General features: G+C 48.0%; 22 protein-coding genes and 1 pseudogene. 7 read left to right on the top strand and 16 right to left on the bottom strand.

Annotation, left to right across the window (positions count from 1 at the left end):
• Positions 1 to 326, bottom strand: a pseudogene (locus L3N51_RS07910) (hypothetical protein); the annotation flags it as partial.
• Between the two features lie 304 nt (positions 327 to 630).
• Here L3N51_RS07910 and L3N51_RS07905 point away from each other — a divergent pair.
• A complete protein-coding gene (locus tag L3N51_RS07905) occupies positions 631 to 795 on the top strand; it encodes a hypothetical protein (RefSeq protein WP_238026564.1) in 165 nt (54 codons plus the stop codon).
• 377 nt (positions 796 to 1,172) lie between these two features.
• On the opposite strand, the gene L3N51_RS07900 is transcribed toward L3N51_RS07905, so the two are convergent.
• The gene (locus L3N51_RS07900) at positions 1,173 to 1,313 is read right to left on the bottom strand and encodes a hypothetical protein (protein WP_238026563.1); all 141 of its coding nucleotides are present in this window, start codon (positions 1,311 to 1,313) and stop codon (positions 1,173 to 1,175) included.
• Between the two features lie 81 nt (positions 1,314 to 1,394).
• Between L3N51_RS07900 and L3N51_RS07895 the strand changes: the two genes are divergently transcribed.
• The 3 genes from L3N51_RS07895 to L3N51_RS07885 are packed head-to-tail and all read left to right on the top strand — an operon-like array spanning position 1,395 to position 3,385.
• Positions 1,395 to 2,642, top strand: coding sequence for a 3-isopropylmalate dehydratase large subunit (locus tag L3N51_RS07895; RefSeq protein WP_238026562.1), 1,248 nt, complete (start codon positions 1,395 to 1,397; stop codon positions 2,640 to 2,642).
• Positions 2,639 to 3,124 (top strand): 3-isopropylmalate dehydratase small subunit, encoded by a 486-nt coding sequence (locus tag L3N51_RS07890; RefSeq protein WP_238026561.1) that lies wholly within the window; start codon positions 2,639 to 2,641, stop codon positions 3,122 to 3,124. The genes L3N51_RS07895 and L3N51_RS07890 overlap by 4 nt, the downstream gene beginning before the upstream one ends.
• A gap of 57 nt (positions 3,125 to 3,181) precedes the next feature.
• Entirely contained in the window at positions 3,182 to 3,385 is a 204-nt protein-coding gene (locus L3N51_RS07885; protein ID WP_238026559.1) for a hypothetical protein, read from the top strand.
• Here the strand turns inward: L3N51_RS07885 and L3N51_RS07880 are convergent, their stop codons facing one another.
• Positions 3,386 to 4,537 carry a pyridoxal-phosphate-dependent aminotransferase family protein gene (locus tag L3N51_RS07880; protein ID WP_238026558.1) on the bottom strand — a complete coding sequence of 384 codons (1,152 nt, stop codon included), beginning with the start codon at positions 4,535 to 4,537 and terminating at the stop codon, positions 3,386 to 3,388. It abuts the gene before it with no gap.
• 194 nt (positions 4,538 to 4,731) lie between these two features.
• On the bottom strand, positions 4,732 to 5,490 hold the full coding sequence (locus L3N51_RS07875) for a hypothetical protein (protein WP_238026557.1): 759 nt from the start codon (positions 5,488 to 5,490) through the stop codon (positions 4,732 to 4,734).
• 165 nt (positions 5,491 to 5,655) lie between these two features.
• On the opposite strand from L3N51_RS07875, the gene L3N51_RS07870 reads away from it, so the two are divergent.
• A complete protein-coding gene (locus tag L3N51_RS07870; protein ID WP_238026556.1) occupies positions 5,656 to 6,309 on the top strand; it encodes a sulfocyanin-like copper-binding protein in 654 nt (217 codons plus the stop codon).
• A gap of 7 nt (positions 6,310 to 6,316) precedes the next feature.
• Here L3N51_RS07870 and L3N51_RS07865 read toward each other — a convergent pair whose 3' ends face one another.
• Positions 6,317 to 6,670, bottom strand: coding sequence for a hypothetical protein (locus L3N51_RS07865; RefSeq protein ID WP_238026555.1), 354 nt, complete (start codon positions 6,668 to 6,670; stop codon positions 6,317 to 6,319).
• 146 nt (positions 6,671 to 6,816) lie between these two features.
• Between L3N51_RS07865 and L3N51_RS07860 the strand changes: the two genes are divergently transcribed.
• A complete protein-coding gene (locus L3N51_RS07860) occupies positions 6,817 to 7,305 on the top strand; it encodes a hypothetical protein (RefSeq protein ID WP_238026554.1) in 489 nt (162 codons plus the stop codon).
• A gap of 84 nt (positions 7,306 to 7,389) precedes the next feature.
• Here the strand turns inward: L3N51_RS07860 and L3N51_RS07855 are convergent, their stop codons facing one another.
• The 11 genes from L3N51_RS07855 to L3N51_RS07805 form a co-directional block, all read right to left on the bottom strand.
• Positions 7,390 to 7,812, bottom strand: coding sequence for a hypothetical protein (locus L3N51_RS07855; RefSeq protein WP_238026553.1), 423 nt, complete (start codon positions 7,810 to 7,812; stop codon positions 7,390 to 7,392).
• A complete protein-coding gene (locus L3N51_RS07850) occupies positions 7,775 to 8,659 on the bottom strand; it encodes an SPFH domain-containing protein (protein ID WP_238026552.1) in 885 nt (294 codons plus the stop codon). Before L3N51_RS07850 ends, L3N51_RS07855 begins: the two co-directional genes overlap by 38 nt.
• Before the next feature lie 251 nt (positions 8,660 to 8,910).
• Positions 8,911 to 9,384, bottom strand: coding sequence for a hypothetical protein (locus tag L3N51_RS07845; protein ID WP_238026550.1), 474 nt, complete (start codon positions 9,382 to 9,384; stop codon positions 8,911 to 8,913).
• 31 nt (positions 9,385 to 9,415) lie between these two features.
• Positions 9,416 to 10,333: a mechanosensitive ion channel family protein gene (locus tag L3N51_RS07840; RefSeq protein WP_238026548.1), complete on the bottom strand. Its 918-nt coding sequence runs from the start codon at positions 10,331 to 10,333 to the stop codon at positions 9,416 to 9,418.
• Between the two features lie 28 nt (positions 10,334 to 10,361).
• Positions 10,362 to 10,766 carry a DUF2299 domain-containing protein gene (locus L3N51_RS07835; protein ID WP_238026546.1) on the bottom strand — a complete coding sequence of 135 codons (405 nt, stop codon included), beginning with the start codon at positions 10,764 to 10,766 and terminating at the stop codon, positions 10,362 to 10,364.
• Complete coding sequence (locus L3N51_RS07830; protein ID WP_238026544.1) at positions 10,766 to 11,344, bottom strand: HAD family hydrolase; 579 nt, start codon at positions 11,342 to 11,344, stop codon at positions 10,766 to 10,768. The genes L3N51_RS07835 and L3N51_RS07830 overlap by 1 nt, the downstream gene beginning before the upstream one ends.
• Positions 11,341 to 12,816: a 4Fe-4S binding protein gene (locus L3N51_RS07825; protein ID WP_238026543.1), complete on the bottom strand. Its 1,476-nt coding sequence runs from the start codon at positions 12,814 to 12,816 to the stop codon at positions 11,341 to 11,343. Before L3N51_RS07825 ends, L3N51_RS07830 begins: the two co-directional genes overlap by 4 nt.
• Positions 12,816 to 13,469, bottom strand: coding sequence for a molecular chaperone TorD family protein (locus L3N51_RS07820; RefSeq protein WP_320056944.1), 654 nt, complete (start codon positions 13,467 to 13,469; stop codon positions 12,816 to 12,818). The genes L3N51_RS07825 and L3N51_RS07820 overlap by 1 nt, the downstream gene beginning before the upstream one ends.
• A gap of 17 nt (positions 13,470 to 13,486) precedes the next feature.
• Entirely contained in the window at positions 13,487 to 14,317 is an 831-nt protein-coding gene (locus tag L3N51_RS07815) for a 4Fe-4S dicluster domain-containing protein (protein ID WP_238026539.1), read from the bottom strand.
• A 24-nt stretch (positions 14,318 to 14,341) separates the two neighbouring features.
• The gene (locus L3N51_RS07810) at positions 14,342 to 18,646 is read right to left on the bottom strand and encodes a twin-arginine translocation signal domain-containing protein (RefSeq protein ID WP_238026537.1); all 4,305 of its coding nucleotides are present in this window, start codon (positions 18,644 to 18,646) and stop codon (positions 14,342 to 14,344) included.
• A gap of 43 nt (positions 18,647 to 18,689) precedes the next feature.
• Entirely contained in the window at positions 18,690 to 19,550 is an 861-nt protein-coding gene (locus L3N51_RS07805; protein ID WP_238026535.1) for a tetratricopeptide repeat protein, read from the bottom strand.
• A gap of 120 nt (positions 19,551 to 19,670) precedes the next feature.
• On the opposite strand from L3N51_RS07805, the gene nrfD reads away from it, so the two are divergent.
• On the top strand, positions 19,671 to 20,738 hold the full coding sequence (gene nrfD / locus L3N51_RS07800; RefSeq protein ID WP_238026533.1) for an NrfD/PsrC family molybdoenzyme membrane anchor subunit: 1,068 nt from the start codon (positions 19,671 to 19,673) through the stop codon (positions 20,736 to 20,738).
• The last annotated feature ends 7 nt before the right edge of the window (positions 20,739 to 20,745 follow it).

The raw sequence follows: 20,745 nt of genomic DNA, 5'->3' as shown, positions 1-20,745 counted from the left end.
TCGTCCTTGGTGGCGAAGTTCTTGGCGTCCTCTTTGGTTACCAGGTTTTTCAGGTCGTCCTTGGTGGCGAAGTTCTTCAGTTCCTCCCTTATTGACCTCATGTTCTGCTCGATCATTGACCTCATTTCCTGCCTCAGTGAACTGGTGGCCTCCTCAATTGACTTCTGCGTGGATTCCTTAACAGATTCGATCTCGCTTTCCAGTCTCTGCCAGGGCATGAGCTTGGCCAGCATCTGATAAAGAACATCTGGCCTCTCCATTAAAGCGTCGGTTATTATCGATGGATTCTCCTTCAGTATCTTCTTTATTTCTTCAGCAAGCGACATCTCTAGTTATAAGTACACCACCATAGTTTTAAAATCATGATCAAGACGTTTCCATTAACCAGAACTTTTATTCTAATTTTTATCCTCTAACTTTACATTTAGATACAAGGGTAAAAACTTACTGAAGGCTCGGTTCTCTGACTAGATTTAGCATTACTTACGCCCCACATCAGGTGGAAACATGGAGTATTTTATCCACGCCCTTAAACAAGTGCTTTACAGACGCATCTAGGGAGAGCTTTGGGTCGAGTTTTCGGGATCGAGGTTTACTACTTTAAAACGTTTTTACACGAATACCCTGTTCATGGCAAGAAGAACCTGTCCATCATGCAAAAAGGTGGTTGAGGAGCATCTCACCAGGGAAGGAAACGTAGTCACGAAGTTATGTCCCAACTGTGGATACGTATTTATCTCGTATGAGAAAGGGAAGGGTTACATAACAGGGATACGGAAAACATCTCCTGCCTAGGTCAGAACTAGCACGATAGAACGTCAAGGGATGCGAACGAGACAGGAATTTTTGGATACCTGTCGTTGAGCTTATACCCCGCCTAACGTTATGGGAGGTCAAGGTAGTCACAGGGGTTGTCATGGGGAATACTTTACTTGGGTGACCAAGACCACAAAGACCTGACTACCCAGGGGAGAGTCTAACTGACTAGGACATAATATCTTAAGGAAATAGGTCCTGTTTTCTCCTGCAACAAGGTAACACGCGTGAAAATTTGAGGAGCTTCTAACGGGATATACAAAAATGGACCGAGCTCTGATTCACGCAGGACGTTTTCGAGTTATGAGGTGCAGAACACTCTGCCATACAGAACTCCTGTAAAAGCGACTAGCTTCCTACCATACTGCGTTCCTTAGACCTCCTGCGGAGATCGATGTGGAGGTTATCATTCTCACGGAGATGGAACCTCCCTTGTCACCGCAAGCCCTGCTGGAGTAGGGATGAACTCTGCCCCAGTGAGAAGGCTCGCATCGCATTGCACGAGACGAAATCAGGACGAGAAGCGAACCAAGTTTAATGGAAAGCTTAATTTTTCACGTATAATACATTCCCTTGATATGACAGGTACATTAACTGAAAAAATACTTTCCAGGGCCTCAGGTAAAACCGTTTCTCCAGGAGACGTAATTGAGGCCAAGACAGATATTGTGGCATTCCATGACCTCACAGGTTATCATGTGATTGAGGTGATGGAAAAGGCCAACATGATGAAGATATTCGATAAGGCTAAGATAGTGGTGGCTTTCGATCACTTGGCACCTCCACCAGACGTGAGGAGCGCAGAGATACAGGGAAACATAAGGAAGTTTGTCAAGGAGATGAAGTTACCCAACTTCCACGACATAAACGTGGGTATTCTACACGAGCTTCTGATTGAGCAGTATGCCCTTCCTGGTCAGGTGATAGTGGCAGCTGACAGTCACACCACCACTTCTGGCGCCGTGGGAGCATTTGCCCAGGGAATGGGAGCTAGCGACGTAGCTGCTGCTGTGATCACGGGTAAGACGTGGCTCGTGGTTCCTCAACCATTCAAGGTTACCCTCAAGGGAAGCCCCGGAAAGTGGATAAATGGAAAGGATGTGGCCCTCGAGTTGCTGGGTAAGTTCAAGGCCGACTACTTCAACGGAATGTCCATAGAGGTCCACGTAGAAAATCCAAAGGCCTTCCCCATGGACTACAGGGCCACGGTTTCCAACATGGGAATAGAGATGAACGCTGACGCCCTCATGTTCATACCAGACGTCGAGACCAAGGATTATATAAAGACCATGAGGGGTAAGGAAGTGGAGCTTGTCACGCCAGATTCAGGAGCGAAGTATTCTGACGAGTACACCATAGAGCTTGACAAACTGGAACCCCTTGTTGCCGCACCCTACAGCGTGGATAACGTTAAGACGGCCAGGGAGGAGTCAAAGGTACCGGTGGATCAGGTTTACATTGGTTCCTGTACCAATGGAAGGCTCTCAGACTTCAGGATTGCGTCTGAGATACTCAAGGGTAAGAAGGTTAAGACCAGATGCATAGCCATTCCCTCGTCCTATACCATGTTCAAGCAGGCCATGGAGCTAGGTTACATAGAGGATCTGGTTAACGCGGGGTGTGTGGTGACCTATGGAACCTGTGGGCCCTGCCTTGGTGGCCACTTCGGAGTTGCGGGACCGGGAGAGGTGATAGTTTCCACAAGCTCAAGAAACTTCAGGGGAAGGATGGGAAGCAATGAAGCTAAGGTCTACCTCTCTGGGCCATCTGTGGCTGCTGCCTCAGCGGCCACTGGGTACATAACGGACCCGAGGGATCTACAATGATGGTGGAAGGTCCTGTCCTCAAATACGGTGACAAGATAGATACTGACATAATAATCCCTGCGAGGCATCTGAAGTACACTGACCCTGCCTACCTTGCACAGCACGCCATGGAGCCACTTGACCCTGAGTTCTATAAAAAGGCCTCCAAAGGGGTTGTAATAGTCGCGGGGAAGGTATTCGGCATGGGCTCCTCCAGGGAACAGGCCGCCATAGCCTTGAAGGCTGCTGGAGTTAAAGCGGTTATAGCTGAAAGTTTCGCCAGAATATTCTACAGGAACTGCATCAATAACGGGCTTCCCCTCATAGTCCTTCCCAACGCCACCAGGGAGATAAATGAGGGGGACGTGGTCAAGATCAACGTGGAGACCGGGGAAATTACGGTGAACGGCCGAGTGCTGAAGGGCAAGGGAATCACGGGGATGGCTCTGGACATCCTGAAATCTGGCGGTATAATGGAGTACCTCAAGAAAGTTTCGGCATAACAGGGAGAGTTAACTGAAATAAATTTGTTTTTAATCATGCTATCGGTACTATATTTGATGAAGATTACTTACTTTCTGGTGTCTCTTCTATTTTGGGGCTTCGATTATCCCCTAAGCCTGCTAACCATGAGGGAGTTGACGGGGCAACTCACCCCTGGAATTTACGTTACCCTGGGAATAATTGATTATCTCGTGGAGTTGGGCTCCATTCTACTCGTGGTCAGGATTGGAAAAGGGCTGATACTTCTGAAAAGGAGATAGTCAGGTATAGGTGAGCTGAACTGCCCTTACTCCCTCACCCACGTTAACAGGCTCCCCCAGCCTCTTTAGAACCCTTTCCAGTACCGCAATTGTGGTGATCACGTCGTTGGGGTTCACCCAGCCCATGTGCCCAATCCTGAAATATTTCCCAGCAAGAGCTGGATGAACTCCAGGAGCCAGCTCCAGCCCCTCCGAGATGACCTCCCTCAACACGTCCGCTGGGTTGGCCTTCTTAAGGAGAACTCCGGTCACGGTGTTACTGTAAGCCTCAGGTCTCTTGGCCACAATATCCAGCCCCATGCTCTCCACACCAGCTCTAATACCCTTGGCCACCCTTTCATGTCTCTTAACCCTGTTTTCCAGTCCCTCCCTTTCCATGAGTTCGAAGGCCTTGCTCAACATGAAGATTAGATGAACAGGAAGGGTGGCAAAGTATGAACCTTTGCCCTCCTCGAGGTTCCTCATCACGTCAACCCAGTTCTTGAGGTTTAAGTAATACCCCGCTACAGACTCGTCTGATAACCTTGCCACTGCCCTGTCCGAGAGGACGAGAAGGCCTGCACCGGGAGGAACTCCAATGGCCTTCTGACTTGCGGTGAGGTAAATGTCAACCTGGTAATCTTTCGCCTTCACGGTCTCAGCCCCAACACTGCTTACCCCATCCACTGCAATGAGATCCACCTTATCCCTTATCCTCTTGGTGACCTCAGCGATGGGTTCCCTGACGCCAGTGCTGGTCTCCACGTGGGTCATGGCCACCAGGGTGTACTTCTCCTCGTTAACCTTTTCCTCCACCTCCTCGGGCTTCACATACTCCCCTGGGTTAGCCTTGATGATGTCCACTGCCACTGGATATCGATTGAAGATGGCTTTCCACCTATCGCCGAATACACCATTGGAGACCACCAGGACCTTGTCTCCACGCCTCAGGACAGAGACCACGCTCTCCATAGCTGAAGTACCTCCTCCGGGTATGATGAAGGGTTGATAACTCTCGTCCGCTCCCATTAGCCTCCTAAGATACTTCAGGGAAAAGGACATAGCCTCTATGAACTCCTGCGAGGTGAAGCCCGTGTCACCCCTAAGTCCTGCTACCAGGACGTCGTAATCTATGGTCACGGGACCTACATGCATGAGAAGTTTTCTTGTCATATGGTATACTTAACTGCCTGCTTTTAACTTATGAGGGTGGGAGAAAACGCCGATACGTCTGGGGCTATCCCATACCTTCGCGTATTTAATGAATCCTAAACGTGAAATATACAACAAACTAGTTTAGACCCAACGTCTTCCAAGCCAATTAACTCCCCGGTTAATTCAAGTGTTCTTTCATTGACGTCACCAAGTTATAAGGGGTTACTTGAACTACCCCTATACTCACACGATAGGAACACCCTCACGAGAAGCCGAAGATTCGCGTATAGGGCCAGAACAGAGAGAATAGGCAATCCGTAATATACGAAATTGAAGTAGGTGGGCGAGGATAGAACCAAGAGGATTGGAGAGGCTATAGAAGGTATGGAGAGGGCAAGGGTATAGAGAACTATGGTGGGAAGAGCCAAACAGCAGGAAGCTCCTGACACTATTCCCAGTGAAGGTAAGAGAAGGAAAGACCTCGCTATCCCTCCCTTTCCCCTCAATGAGGAAAGTTTATTGATATAGGAAACGTTAAGCCCCATGAGATTGCCCAGGAGAAGCCCCATGAAGATTGTATAAGGAACAATGTCAGCCTCGTAACCTCCCAGTATTATCCAGAACGCGGGAGACTGGGATATCCAGTAGGGGAAGAACTCAACCGGGGGAGGGACTTCAAAACCGTAACCCACGTGTATCTGCTCCACAAATCTGAGGGCCGTTATCCCGCCCGGTTCCAGCAAACCCAGAACAACGGAGTAAACAAGGGAGTGATAAACGAAGTAAGTAAGGAACGTTATCCTGTAATACTTTCCCCCACCCCATTCAAGTCTGGGGAACACTAGGAGACTTACGCCTGCCCAGAACATCAGGGCGGAAAGAAGCGATAACCAGAGCGGGAGATGAAGCAATGAAATGGCCAAGAAGATCAGGAAGGAGAGCAGTATCAGGAGAAAGGCTTTGACCCTCATCTATTAAATAGTTACGACTGTAATTAATTAGCCTTGTTTTGTTTAACTTCTAGGTGGAGGTTACCATGCTCTGTAGTTCAGCGTGAGTTAATTGTTTATAGCAAGTTTTCAATGATACACCAAATTTGGGTAAAAACTTAAAGAGTCACTTGATGTCCCAATCCTATGAAGATTTGGCAAATTGGATTAGTTATAATAATTATTGCATTAATAGGTATTTCAGTGTTCTTGATTGCCCAGAGACATACAACCACCCAGCCCACAGTTACTCCCACGAATGTATCAGTAAAGACAAACAATACAACCAAGGTTAGCACGTCAGGGAGTGAGAACGTCACTTCCAACGTGTCAAATACCAGCACTAACCAGACCAAACAGCTACCTCCTGGTGCGGTAAAACTTAACTATAATGCACAGAACCACACCGTGTTTATTTACCTTTACGCGTCGCCTACGGCATCCAATCCGTTAAACTACAATGGAACTACCAACGGTCAAATGAAGATATACATCCCTGCCAACTGGAGCATTTTCTTCACCTTCTATAACCCAGAACCCACAGGTCATGCTCTGGCCGTGGTTCAGAACAACACCCCAATTCCAAATCAGCTGATCCTTTCCCAGGATGGTAAAATCATCTTCGAGATAGGCTACAATGACGGGAATGGAATATCAGGAGGAACATCAGTTTCAGGACTGTTGAAGGACCTCCCCCAGGGATATTACTGGATAGCCTGCCCCATACCTGGACATGCGGAGAGCGGAATGTGGATAGACCTTTACTCAGGAAACTACACAGTGCCCTACGAAATGAACTAAAAAAAGGTCAGGTAAGGGAGATCTGGGTAACCAGGGACTTGATCAGGTTCAGTAGTCTTGTGACCAGACCATCCACAATTTTTCTGTAGAGGAAGAGAATAAAGTATCTTAACCTCAACACTGTGAATATCCTTTTGGCTATTCTCTCCTGCTCCGCAAGATTGCTAGCGAGCCAAGAGGATGTTACGCTGGTCTTTAGACCCTTGACGAAGGTGAGGAAGTCTTTCACCACGAGCATAAGATCCCTTGGCTTACTCCTCTTTAGGGACTTTTCATAATCTTGATACCTCTTCCTCAGAAGGTTAGCGTCAATTATATCACTGAACGTAACATGCGAGTCCGAAGAGTTGAGACTAATCATGCTAATCTATATATTGAGGAGTGATACTATTTAAGATAGGGCAAGTGATACCAAATTCATTGAAGTGAAACTACCAAAGTAAAGGACATGTTTACATATATTAAAAATGGCTGGACGCCTACTCATTTGAAGAGGAATAGCGGGAGATGAGATTTGAGGACAAGGTGTTGAGATGGCGGAAGTTTGCGGACATCTGCACTAGATTTAGCTCTGACACCTTTTACGACTATCCCCTTCTGAACGCGTTACAGGTTGGGGACATTGAGACGGAGCTGGAGGAAATAGTTAGCCAGTTCTTCGTGGATAAACTGGAGATGACAGGAAAGCCACATAAGGCCAGATGGGGGACCTTCTATTTTGACGATGAAAGGGCAACCGAGGGATACGAAAATGACGATATGATGTTCCAGATCGTGTATAGGGATAAGTCGGAATACCTAGAGGAGAAAGAGGAGATAGTGAAGGGTTTGCAACAGGATCCTGAAGAGACTGAAGAAGCAGAAGTTTACGCCTTCATCACTTCCCTCATGGAATTTACCCTAGCCTCTTTCCTAAGGATCAGGAGTAAGGGAGGGGAACCAGACTGCCTTTCCAGGAAAAGATGTTTTCTCTCACTCAAGATTGGACAGAAGTGACCGGTTACTGTGTCCTGTTCGTTAACTTCATGTTACCTTGACCAGTTGCGAGACCAAAAAAAGTCCTCCAGATCTGACCTTCCACTAAAGACTGGAACCCACGCCTCCAACCACTCCATTGATGATATTGAACGCAATAACCAGTCCCACATAAGTCTGGATGTAGCCTGTGGTTATAGCGTAGGGAAGAAGAGATAGGATAAGATAACCCACGACCACGAATATGGCAAGCTTCCTCACGTTCTTCAGCTCCTTTGAGATAATTTCACCCCTTATGGGAAAGACGAAGGCCAAAAGTACCAGCAATATCAGTAACTGCACTACTCCCTCAACGGGCGAAACTATAAGCGACTTCACCGGCGCAATGGAGAACTGGAAAGGAGGATAAAAGCCCTTGAGGATTAGGGATGATAGCGCCATAATTATTGTGAGGATGAAGGAGTAACCTATTCCTGCTCCTACGTTCCAGCTAAGAGCTCTTGGATTGATCTTGCTCGTTGCTCTCACCCTCCGTCTGGGATGAAGAGCCCATGGATACCTGAAGGAGCCTCTGGGGTAGATTGACCAGTGTGGAGAGGTTGGGGTAGTAAGGAGTGCCTATAGCCATGTTAACGCTTGCTGGATTACCTTGTTCAGTGAGCAATCTAGCCAGTCCCATCCTCACAGCCTTCTCAACGTCTAGGCCAAGATCTCTAAGCTGAATTATTCTCCTGAGCTCTGGATCCTCAGGAATTAGTCTGGTTACCCTGACTGAGATTAGTTCCACTCCTAGCTCTGCTAGGAATTGTTTCAATGCAGCGGTTACAGCGGTCGATATATCTCCGAACTTTTTATAGACGTCCACAAGTTTCACCTGGTTCAGAATAGAGCTAACTTCCTGATCTATGATGGGTGCTAGATACGCTGCTAAGTCCCCATCCTTGAAAAAGGCCCCAGCGAACTGAATATTTACAACCAGTTTAGCTGCATCGGTCACCCTATAGTATACGGCAACTTCGTAGTCCAGTGGAACCAGATCGTCTGTCTGGCTCTTTCCCTGAATCCTGACCTCGTGCCTTGTCATGGATATAAAGAGGGCAATGGTATCAAAGGGTAATTGGTTATACCTGAACCTTGCCATGAAAGAGGAGAGCGGATTTTGCGGAGACTGAATATTATGCGTGCCTGGAGGAAGTACAGCCTGTACCTGTCCCTGAATGATAACAACGCAGTTTTCCGTGGGTTGAACTATGAAAATAGACTTCGATGTGACCTGCTCCCTGGGATACCTAAAGACCAGAACGTCGGGGGCCATGAAGGAAGTTCCGTCATCTCTCTCCGTGCTGATTACCTGACCTCTAATTTGAAGAGACATATGAATCACTTGTATACTATATTTTAAACCTTTTCACATTATTTTTCTCCCTTTTAGCCAAAGTTGCTTAACTCAGCACAACCTAAGATTCCGATGCGAGTTAGTCTTGACTATGAAAGATCCTGAAGATCTCGTTATATACTTACATGGGATTTCAGCATCAGGGAATATACGCCGTGTTATCGTATTACAGAGTGCCAAGTAGTGATGCTACCACAAATCTCAACGCTGTAGTGGCCTTGTGAAATAGTTCATCTGTATTCCGGTGGGAAGAATAATTCCTGCCTCTTCACCATTATATCTCGCAATTGATTCAGCATGAAATCTATTGAGTCCACTTTTCCTGAACTGATGTCATTGTAGATTTGATCTGCTATGCTTATCAGGTTCAGATCATTCTTCACTATCTCATCAAGGGCCTCAGTAGTAATCTTATATCTTGCGTATACGTCCGCTCCTCCCCCTTGAGATGCAACCATTTCAGATATGAGCGTCCTGATCTTGGATGCAAGGAACTCCAATTTCTTGAGTTCTGGAGAGAAGGGAGAAGTGGAAACTATCTGTGCCTCCAGTTCAGCGATTTTGTTCAATGTGTTCTCCAGTTTCATCTTAACGGAGGACCTTATCAGGAAGTCATCCTGTCTAATTAGATCCTTAGCCTTATAACCCCTATACCCCGGTACCATTAACTGAAGTCTCTCGAGTGGGGTCAGCTCTTTCGTCATAACAACTATTACGCAGGAGAGTTTAAAAATTCTATTTACTTTCATTTACTTTCTCTTCACGGGACAGGGACTTCACCACCCTTGTAACCCTCTTTATGACTTCACTTCTGACGGGTTCCTCATAAACGGATTTTGCAACCACATCAATTCCAAAGATAAATGACGTCTGAGTTGCCTCCAGTACCCTGACTACAGGTGGTGCAAGTAGACCTTCCATATGACTCAACTCCTCCTTTATCCTCTCCGCAACCATATCTGGGTCAAAATCCTTCGAAATCTCGTATCTAGTTCTCACCTTACGCTTCTCCTCCTTGTCGTGGACGAAGATGGCAGCCTGTATCATGATGCTATTCGGGATCCTTAACTCAGATAACTCGTCTGTCTGTATTATGGTGTAGAGGAGAGTTACATCAACCACTGTTCCAGTATAGCCTGGTATGAGGTAATCCGTGGAGAAATACTTAGGTGAATATGTTGGAAAGTCTAGGCCATACTGCCAAGTGGATACCGTGATCCGCTGACCTACTTTGTAGGGACGTGAGAGAAGGAGCATTATCCCTCCAAACACATTTGAGAGCACGTCCTGCGATGCGAGACCTAGGACCAGGCCTGCAAATCCACCTGCAGCCAGTGCCTCGCCCAAACCCACCTTAAAGACTGACACAGCTCCCGCCAGCGCCAGGGCGTAGCCTATAACCCTTATGACGAAACCCAGGGAGGAGGCGTTATCTACTCCTATAACTGTGGAGAGCCTCCTCCTGACTAAGAGAGATAGAAGGTAGCTAACAAGGAGAACTCCCACTATCCAGATCACTAACTCGAGGTACAGAATGTAGTTTCCTGGCAACAACTTCATGGACCCCAGGATGTAGATTGCTGCTCCTATAACAACCATGGCTATAATAGAGGAGATTGTGAGTGCAAGTATTCTACTCTCATTTCTCGACATAACTAAGTTCTAGGATTTCGCAAAAATATTACTTTTGGAGCTCTAGGACAAGCAGGGCAGCGTTCTTTATAAGTGTGACAGTGTTCAGTGCCTCGTTCTTGGATAAACCCTCTGCGAACAGAATCCTAGCAATCTGCACGCTCCTAGGAGCCTTCTCGTCAGGAGTAAAGAAGAACTCCACATTGAGCCTGAGGAGTTCCCTCTTAACCTGAGAGATAAGAGAAGGGTTGTCCTTGAATTTGGACTGGTCCAGATCCAAGATGACCGCGACTATGTAGTAGGTGGATTCTGGGGTGGTCCTTATCACAGATACCGGAAGGCCTCCCATGGGAGGTGAGACGGTGAAATGGAAATAAACCCCTCCACTGGTAACCTTGTCTACCTTCATCCCGAGCTCCTTGAACCAAGTGAAGATTTCAGTGTCAGTGGCCATCAGGTGCACCTCAACGCTGAGTCTCCCATGCTAGAGTCCACCTTATGTTGCGCCATGCTCTCAGCAAGGGAAATCAGGTCTCGCTTAAACCCTATCCCTAGGTCCTGAGGAAGGTTAACCTGATTCCTGAGCAGAGTGACCTTCATTCCGAGGGATCTGGCCTTGATGGCATAACCCACCCTAGACGTGACGAAGTTCATCACCCCCATCACGGTGTTAGCTCGCTTAGCGGCATGGGAAAACATTTCCTGTGATGGGTGATACCTGTTCACGTCCTCCGGGGATATTACATCCTGCACAAACACGTCTAGGTTGTATTTCATTAGCAGGGACTTGGTCTCCAGCTTCGGGAGGTTGGTGATGAGGAAGATCCTCGCCCTATAATTCAGTTCCTCAAGGAAAAGGGCGTCTGGATAAGGTTTCACGGAGGAAAGGTCGAGCATACCGATCACGATCTTAATCAGCTCCTTGGGTGGATAATACCTGGGAACGGAGCTTGCAATCTCATTATAAAGATCTATCCCCTTCACTGAGGAAAAGTCAAATACGGACTCCACGTCTATGAGGTAGGGAATCATCTCTTACCACTCAGAAGTCTCTCCAACCATATTTTAGTTAACTCCTTCTGCTTACACTCATTGCACACGTCAGTGTATTGGGCCGTGCCCTGAAATCCCTGGGATATCAACATTGAGTCCACCCTTACCTTAACCTTCTCTGACCCTATAGGTTTTCCACAGATCCTGCACTTGGCCACCTTCGTCTTGTTCATGGTCTTCTTCTTGAGATCTGAGATCCTGGCGAAACCTGTTACGGAAACCGCGTTCTCTGGGCAATTCTTCACGCACCTCTCTGAGCCAATACAGTAGGGTATATTGTAAGTGAGTTCTAGGCTGTCGTTGCCCTTCAGGTCAGGTACAAGCATTTGACACGCCCTCACGCACACTCCGCATAGAACGCATTTGTTGGGGTCAACGGTCACATTGTATACCCCTGGAACAACGTCCTCTTGGTTCATGGAGACCTTCCTTGACATCTCCTCAATTGACCAGAGAAGAAGGGATCTTCTCCTGCTTCTATGAAGGAGGACCTCAGAGGGAATGGTAGACTTTCCCAGATCCAAGAGGGGTAACTCAAGCGCTTTTCTCAGTTCCTCGTCATCTTTGGCCTTCCTAACCTTTAGGTCAGTTCCCGGGAAATGGGATGGGATCTCTTCTAGTCTCTTGAGAGCCATCTCCTTGGTACCGCAACTGGAGGACACGTGAATTATGGGCGTCAATCCAGCTGAGTAACTTGCCAGTACAAATGAATCATGAACCGAGGCCACGCAGGGTACAACGAATGGGAAGACCCCCTCAACAATCTGCGAAGGCATTCCATCAGTGAACATTAGTGAAGCTGGTTTGGAGTAATATCTCACCACCGCATTAATAAATGCAACAACCTGATCTGTTGTGGCCGTTGGAACTTCAAAATATCCTAGATAGGAAGAGGCACTGCAATACCCACAGGCCGTACACTTTTCGGGTGAACCCACCGATGGTCCTTCCGGGGCTTTCACCACCAGGTTGAGCGGACATGCCTCCACGGCCTTGTTTATTTCCCTCTCAGCGTGAACCTCGTCGAAAAGGACGGGATAGGGCTTGTACTCATATACCTTCAATCTAATTAATGATCTTCTGGAGATCGTGGAAGCCCTTGTGGGCTGAACCCTGTACGCCAGGTCCATGAGCTGAGCTCTGGAGGAGTAGCCCATAAGGAGAGCAAGAACGAAATCCCTGCTCTTGTTCTCAAACCAGGTGTAGGGTATGGTAGTCACGGCCAGGGGAGATATTCCAAGCCTCTGGTCTATATCCTCCATCCACGTCTCTCTACTTCCCTCGTTCACGACGAGAAGGGATTTGACATCGTTCTGTTTCAGATCCTCAAAGATGAAATCACCAATCTCTGCTACATAAGAGAGCCTGACCTCATCGAACACAGTCCTAAGAACATCGTCTCCCAGTATTTCCCTTGCCTTCTTAGAGACCAGGAGACCTGCATTGAGCACTACCTTTCACCCAAGAAATCCTTTTCGAACTTGAGCCAGTTTCCCAGCTGAGTGCAAATTACCTTGTATATCCTGGACCTTGGATCGTGGACAACGTCATTTATCCAGTCGGGTATCCAGGAAAAGAGGTGGGATGTGGCGAAGTTCTTCTGATCTTGGACAATCTTGAAGGCATCCCTTCCCGTACTCCTGCTCTGAAACTCTTCCTCCACCAGGAGTGACATGAAAGCCAGCAGGGAGGCTATATGGTCAGGCTCTGGGGTGAACTGGGAACCTAACCTGGGCACCAGACTCCTTGAGCTGTAAAACCTTACCACGTCATTATACTTGAAGGTAGCAATCTTCTCGCCCATGAGGGAGAAGAGCCTCTTACTCTCCACCGGGATAAGCGGTTTCACCCCAACTCCCGCAATGAAGAGGGACGAATACTCTATCAGATAGTCGCTCCTTTTGCTCTCCTCAAGCGCTTTCCTGATCTCCGTTATCTCTACTCCTGTTTCCTCCATGTATTTGCCCAACTTCTCCTCCAGGAGACGGACCTTCTCCAGTAACTGCTGGTACTCATTAACATCAAACTTGTACAGGAAGAGGTCTGAGAACATATCGTAGGTGGAATGCCTCACGTTCAAAACATCTAGAATGGAAACTGACAGATGGATCACCTAAAAAATCAAGAACTTGAGTTGGAACCCGACCCGTTGCTCTCAGTGTAGGTCGAGTTATTCCCCTGGGCACCAAGCTGAACCACTCCATTGGAGGTCCACACGTTATAGTACTCTGACTCGCTCAACAGCTCAACGTCATTATCTGCTGCATAGGCACTGTGCCACGGCAGATAGCCGCTCGCCGGGTTGGCACCTGTCTCCGGGCCTAGGACGAAGCCTCCCTTATCTACGAAGAGTATGTTACCAGGATCAGTGGGGTCTAACCTATTGGCCCAAATTCTTGCCTGAACCATGCATCCGTGAATGCAGGCGGGTATCCTCTCCTCGGGCGGAAGGGTTGGATCATATATTCTGTCAAAACAGTGGGTGCACTTCTTGGTCACGCCTTCAATATAATCGAAGAACCTGTTACCATAGGGGCAGGCGTATATGCAGTACTTGGTTCCTATACATTCCTCATAGTCCACTAGGACTATTCCGTCCTGAGTTCTCTTGAAGGTAGCGCCCACAGGGCATACCTCTACGCATGGAGCGTTCAAGCAATGGAAGCAGTTGATGGGAATGTTGTAAACCTTGGTCTGGGGGTAGTTACCAACCTCCACGTATAGCACCCTGAGCCAGAACATCACGTCCAAGTTTCCGTAGGGATCCAGATCCGGTAATGGGCCGAACATTCCGGAGGTGTTCCACTCCTTGCATGACATCTGGCAACCTGCGCATCCGAAGCACTTGTTCAGGTCAGTTATTATGGCGTAGTTTGCCACAGGGGTATAGGGCAGAGCCTTTTGGACTCCACCTTGCTTAATATCCAACTGAATTTGTGGGGTTTGGGACATTTACATCACCTCGAAACCTGAAAATCACCCTTGACTTGAGGGATCGGTTGCAAACCCATACCTCACCTTGTAGTTACCTATGGTGTAACCTGGGGCTAGTGAGCCTGGTGACACGAAGCTCCATATACTCGTAGAGGTCATGTTGTTTGCGTCAAATCTCAGGTGAGGAACGTTCACCGGTTGGGCGAATGTAGGCGTGGATGGGGAATTACTCACCGAGATTTGACCTCCCATCTGGTTGAGTATTGTGGATAGTATATCCTGATTGGAGAAGTCCTGGCCCATGTACACGAATTTGTTTGCTGTCACCTGAACCTGGGTTGAGGAGGACTTGCCCACGATCTTTATCCTGCTATCGTGCCACGAGGTTTGACCGGTAATGGGATCAAGGTACATGATGGGGAAAGCCTTATCCGTGGTCGGGGAGAGCTGACCACCCCTAGATGGTGGCATGTAAGAGATGTTGGCCCAGTTATTGAGTACGCTGTATTTCACCTGAGGTGAGTCAGGCGTTTGACCTCTGAACCCGGGCAATGCCTGAGCGGAAACCACCACCCACGCAGCACCTGGCCTGGTAGCGTTATCTAGGAATGCCACCGCAGTTAACGTGGTCCTGAGACCTCCACTCCAAGGTTCATTTATGGCCTCAAACTGCACCATATCTCCGCTCTGTATACCCATACTCTGCACGTATGGATCAGCCGCGCTCAACATGACGGGGGTGTATGGCATTATTGCGGTTAACCAGGGCACGTTGAAGGACCAAGTGTGATATGTCCTGTCGTGCCTTCTAACGAAGAACGTTAAGGGATACTCGTTCTCGTTGATTCCATCTGACGTTATGTTGGAAGCCCAGGCTGGCGGTGGATAATACCCACCGAAGGGTCTGTGATAGTCCAGTATGTTCTTTGCCAGAGCTTGGCCATAGCTATCATTGGGTAACACTGAAGGTACTTTTAGATTCGCGTTTCCGGTCTTTAAGTAGTAATAGTAGTAGGCTGCATTATACCCGGTCCACTTACCTGCCGCAGCTAATCTAAACTTCTGAAGGTACTCTAGGTAAATCCTGTGAACGTAGGGTAGACCTATTGGTCCATATCCTCCTGGCATGTAGGCTCCCCATCCCAAGAAGTAGAACATGTTCACGTTTCTCATGTACCTAATTGATGGGGGAAGCACGTAAACAGCTCCGCCCTTCCCTACCTTAACGTAACCAGGGTTAATGTCGCTGAGAGACATGTTAGGAGCGTACTTATTAATTATGTCCTGAAGCTTAGTTTGTAGGCCTGGCTGGAACTTCACCGGAATCCTGAAGTAATGTTCTGTTCCTGAGGATCTGTCACTGGCTCCTATCTTGAAGGTAGGAGCAGTGGAGAAGGTTTGCCCAGATGGCACACTGTTTAATATCTGGTTAATTACACTCTGCTGATCGGATGAAGCTGGTACGAAGGAGGCGTATAACTTAAGTTGTTGAGGATTGGGAGTCTGCTTACCCTCAGCGTCCGTAAGTATATACTCGAAGTTGCTTCCATATCCTGCCATTAAGGTTCCTGACTTAAGGATGTACATAGCTGTGGAGATGAGACCGGGCTGACCCTGGGTTAATATCTGAGTTCCGCTAACTGGATCTGTCACACTCACAGGACTTATCAGGTTCCCGCCAGTTATAGGATCCTGTGTGGTGTAGTGGGGATTATCCGTGGGAGTTATGGACTTCTGACCTGGATAAGCTCTGAGCAACCAGAGTAATGTGAGTAGGGTGTCCCCGGTGGACAGAACTGGGTACATAGACGGTAAGGCAGGCCAGTTCAGAGAGTCGGACGGACCCTGAGGCAAGCTGGTGGGTCTATCGAAGGTACTGTGGAATCCGTATATCTCAAGGAAGGACAGGTCGGGCATGATCAGGTCAACCACGTTGTTAGTCTCTTGCATGAACAGATCAAAGCTGATTGTGAACGGGATCACGTAATTACCGTCACTGCCTTTCTCGGTAACCTTTTGTAGTAGATCCGTTAATGTGTAGGCATTATTCCAGTAGGGGGCAGTGATGTACCACATCATTGCATTGACCGTGTATGGCATAACCTGGTTCGGATACTTGTTGGCAAAGTACGCGGTGTAAGCTACTGCTGAGATCGACCTCTGAGTAGAGAGGGGTAGCTCCCAGCTATAGCCTCTATCAATGAGCAAGGGTCTTCCTGTGCTGAACAAGACTAGGTCATCTGGTCCATCTGGAAATCCATAAGGTCCCGCTCCCACCACAGTGACGTTCTTTATGTCCACAGTTCCATCGTTGTAGATATACTCTGTCTTAAGGAATCCAGATCTACCCTTGGGTATTGATAGATTCATCCCGCTTATGGCCGAGGCTATATTGGGATCTATCTGTGGGGTATTGGCTAGCGGGTGTGGAGGTACTGCGTGGCCAGGGAAGTAGTGAGGATACGGATACTTGTACAGATCAGCGCCAGGATTATCCCAGGCACCAAGGGTAAGGACAAGGTAGTAGTAGGCAGCTGAGCTCATGAAACCGTTGGCATGTGCAGCTAGACCTCTCATGAAGTAAATTGAGACCGGCCTTCCAACCACATGATCATGATAACGACCCAGATAATCCACCCACTGTGCCGGTTCATAAATGGACTTCTGGAAAGCTACAGTAGCTAACTCATTTGCTATTCTCACCACGGTATTGTGAGGTATTCCAGCTAGACTGGCGACATTCAAGGCTCCGTATTGAGGTGAGGAAGATGAGGGAGTGTAAGGATCGTAGTTGAGAAGTTCCGCCCTAAATAGCTCAAATGCGGTGGTCACGGTGAGCGTTATGGTTCCAGAGGACCCTAATGCCTTCGGAACCGTGACCTGAATGGCTGGGACCTTGACTGATGTCCCGTCCTTGAGTTTATAGGGAACCTGCACAATATTCGACTGCATACTTGAAGGAAGCTCATCCATTGTGAGAATTGGCATCACGTTCTTCTGCCATGGGGTGTCCACGTAGGAGTAGACATTGCCGTCATTTCCCATTATCGCCTCTAGCCAAGGATGAGCCTTGCTGTACTCCGGGTTGTTGACGGGCATCCTTAGATGAAGGCCTACATTATTTCCTGCAGTGGGATCCGTGGGATCCAAAGCGTCACCGTTCTGTGGATTTGGATTTACTATGACAAGCCAGGACATGTTTGTGTAGTACCTGAGGAACTCCTCGTCAATATGCGGGAACACGGCAGTGCTGGGGATATCACCAAGGCTGGGTATAGCCTGCACCTGACCTGAGGGAGTAACAGTCTGCATTATGAGCTGGCCGGAGGACGCATCGTAGGCAGGTTGCACCGGTGTGAGGGTAATTGGGTTAATGACTGTAGGACCTTGCCCTGTGGAGGCTAGATAGGCCTTATACACGTAATAGTGGAAGTCAACCAGAACCCTTATCCATCCCATGGCCAGTGCTCCGTCCATGGCTGGATTGATGAAGAGATGCTCATCTGAAACGGAGTAGAATCCAAATCTTTCAGGGGCAATTGTGACAACTTTCCCTCCATTCTCCCTTATCCTGGCAATTATCCTCCTCATCCAGTTGGGGAAGTGATCTCCAGCTAGACCTGCTAAAATGAAGTACTGGGCCCTCTCCTCATCAGGACCGGCATATTCCCACACTGGGGCACCCGTCACATATACGCCCGCAGTGTACACGTTCATGGAGCAGAATCCTCCGTGCGCTCCTGCATTTGCGGTCCCGTAGTTTCCTGCAAAGAATCCTGCAGTGATTCCAGGGATAAGCTGGTCCCTACCCTGCATGAAGACCAGAGAGTGCGGGTTCGTCTCCCTTATCTGCATGAGACCCTGGAAATTGGCAACTCCTAGATCCTGTGGGGTAACCCCCAGGTTGCTCCAGCTCTTGGCCGAGGCACCGTTTACGAGGATGTCGAACGCAGTATCGTAATCTATTGCCATCCACTTACCTGATCCCCTGTCCCCAGCCCTGAGAAGGGGATATCTCAACCTAGCTGGAGCGAAGTAGTAATAAACGTCAGACGCCCCTCTAGGGCATACGCCACCGTCATTAATGTGCCATCCTATGGTTCCAGTGATAAACCTGGGAAATCCTGTGGGAGTTCTCACAATCTCCAATGCGCATCTTCCCAGGCACTGGAAACAGTTGGAGTAAACAATCTCGTCACTGGGGTAATTAAGAGTGTAATTTGTCTCAGAGAATGTATCAAATATCTTCTTGGCCACTGTGTTGCCTCCTAGAATGAGGGCAGTACCAAGTGCAGCTGCACCGCTTACCTTAAGAAAGTCCCTTCTGGACAATTTCAAGTGGCTCATTATTTATCTAAAGTCGATTAACTTGCCTAGATTATTTAAGAACTCACTTCATTTTATCGATATTTCCCTCCGGAGATATTTTTACGCCTAACAGGTTCTCCAAAGTTGGCTTGATGGAGGGATCAAGCTGAAGGGCTGTTTTGATCTCCTGTGAGGGGTCCTTGCCCATCTCGTTAAGTATAGATGCCTTGAGTGCATGATAGGAGGCCTTACTCCCCCTTGCAATTGCCATGTCCACGTAGAGGAGCGCATCATCCATCATCTTTAGTGTATAATAACAGAGGGCGATGTCATAATAGTGATCCGGGTTCTCGGGTTCATAATGGGAGGCTATCTTGTACTCACTCAGCGCTAGTTTCTGATAACCCGTCTCAAAATAAATCCTTCCCTTAAGGGCATGAAGCTTTGGATCATCTTTCTTGAATGCCAGGGCCCTGTTCACCTCAGACAGAGCGTCAAGCTTGAGTCCCATGTTGTAATAGGAAAACGCCTTCATGATCCTGGCGTCCACGTTCCTGGGATTAACCCTCAGGACTTCAGCTAGTTCAAGATTAGCATCTTCATATCTCCCCAGCTTGAAAAGTAATCTAGCCTTCACGAACCTGTGCTCGGAGGAGTATGGTAATATAGCCAGGACTTGGTCAATGGTATCAAGAGCCTCATCCAACCTCCCCATACTTTCTAAAACCTCAGCCTTGGTTGCAAGAATAACGTAACTGAACGGAAATTTCTCCAATCCCGCATCCAGTTCCCTTAACGCTTCCTCCGCTTTCCCTAATCTACGTAGTGCCTCAGACCTCAAGATGTACGCCTCGACAAGATCCACATTCCTGAGCAGTGAAATTGCCTCCTCCGGTCTGTTCTCCCCTATGAGTTCCTCAGCCCTGTTAAGAATGTCATCCACTTGTAACCATCCTCAAGGAAGGAAAAAAGACTTGGGGAAAATATGTTCTCTTAAACATATCGGTATGGTGAAATGAAACTTTATTTAAATTAATAATGTAAACCAGAGAATCAGATAAAGATGGGTCTATTTAGCGCACCTTCTCCAGGGACTTCTTTCGGAATTCAGGCACCAATTATACAGATAAACCAGTATCCACTATGGGGCGAATATGTCGCGCTAGCCCTCTATTTCACGGAAATTGCAGGAATGCTGATGGCAATTATAGGCCTTATGGAAGTTACAGGTAAATATGGATCCTTCACCAGGAGGGCCTCAGTTGTAACCTTTATCGCTGCAATCCTTGCTCTCGGATTCTTCGATATGGATCTTGGAAGACCTTCCGCTGCCATTGCTTCGCCCATTGAAGCTTTTGCTAACCTTGGGCACTCCTGGATGGCCAGGGGTATAGTGTTCGTTGGTGGTCTCCTGCTATTCTCGTTCCTGTACATGGTAGTAACCCTGGCTAACATGAAGAGCAGGCTGATTAGAGGCATTATCGCTGTGATAGGCGTTTTCGCAGGCATCTTCTCCACGACGTATAGCGGTTTTGAACTTGCTGCAACTACTGGGGTTCCCTTCTGGAATAATGGTGGAATCCCTGCACTTTATCTGGCTGACGGAATATTTGCAGCCACAGGTTTGGCTTACCTCATTGCCTTGATCGGGAAGAGTGAGGACATGATCAGGGCCAGGGTGACTCTGACCAAGTTGCTGATGTTTTCCAGCGTTGCGGAACTTGCCACATGGTTCCTGTTCATGGCATCTGTTAACTTCATTTATGTTTTTGACCAAGTTGCCTACAACTACCTTGTATCTCAGGCCTCATTCTACGCTGATATGGCACTCACTGCGCTCACGCTGGTGATTTCGGGAATAGGTTACCTGAGCATTAGCGGTTTGCCTATTATGGGAATGAAGGCTCAGGCCCCATCCAAGGCAGTAGGACAAATGCCTGTAATGGACGTTCCCACTGCGGTGAAGTACCTTGTTGTTGTAGCTGCAATCTTCGCGTTGGTTGCTGGATACCTGACCAGGGCAGACATACTATTCGCAGGACAGTATGCTTACCAGCTAGCGCCTATGACACCGTTCCAGATAGTGACCAACCAGCCTGTACCAATAGGAAGTTTCGGATGGAGAGGATAAAAGACTA

Origin of the sequence: Metallosphaera javensis (ex Hofmann et al. 2022) (genome assembly GCF_022064045.1) — an archaeon.
Taxonomy (GTDB): Archaea; Thermoproteota; Thermoprotei_A; order Sulfolobales; family Sulfolobaceae; genus Metallosphaera; species Metallosphaera javensis.
This window is presented reverse-complemented; position numbering and strand designations above follow the sequence as displayed.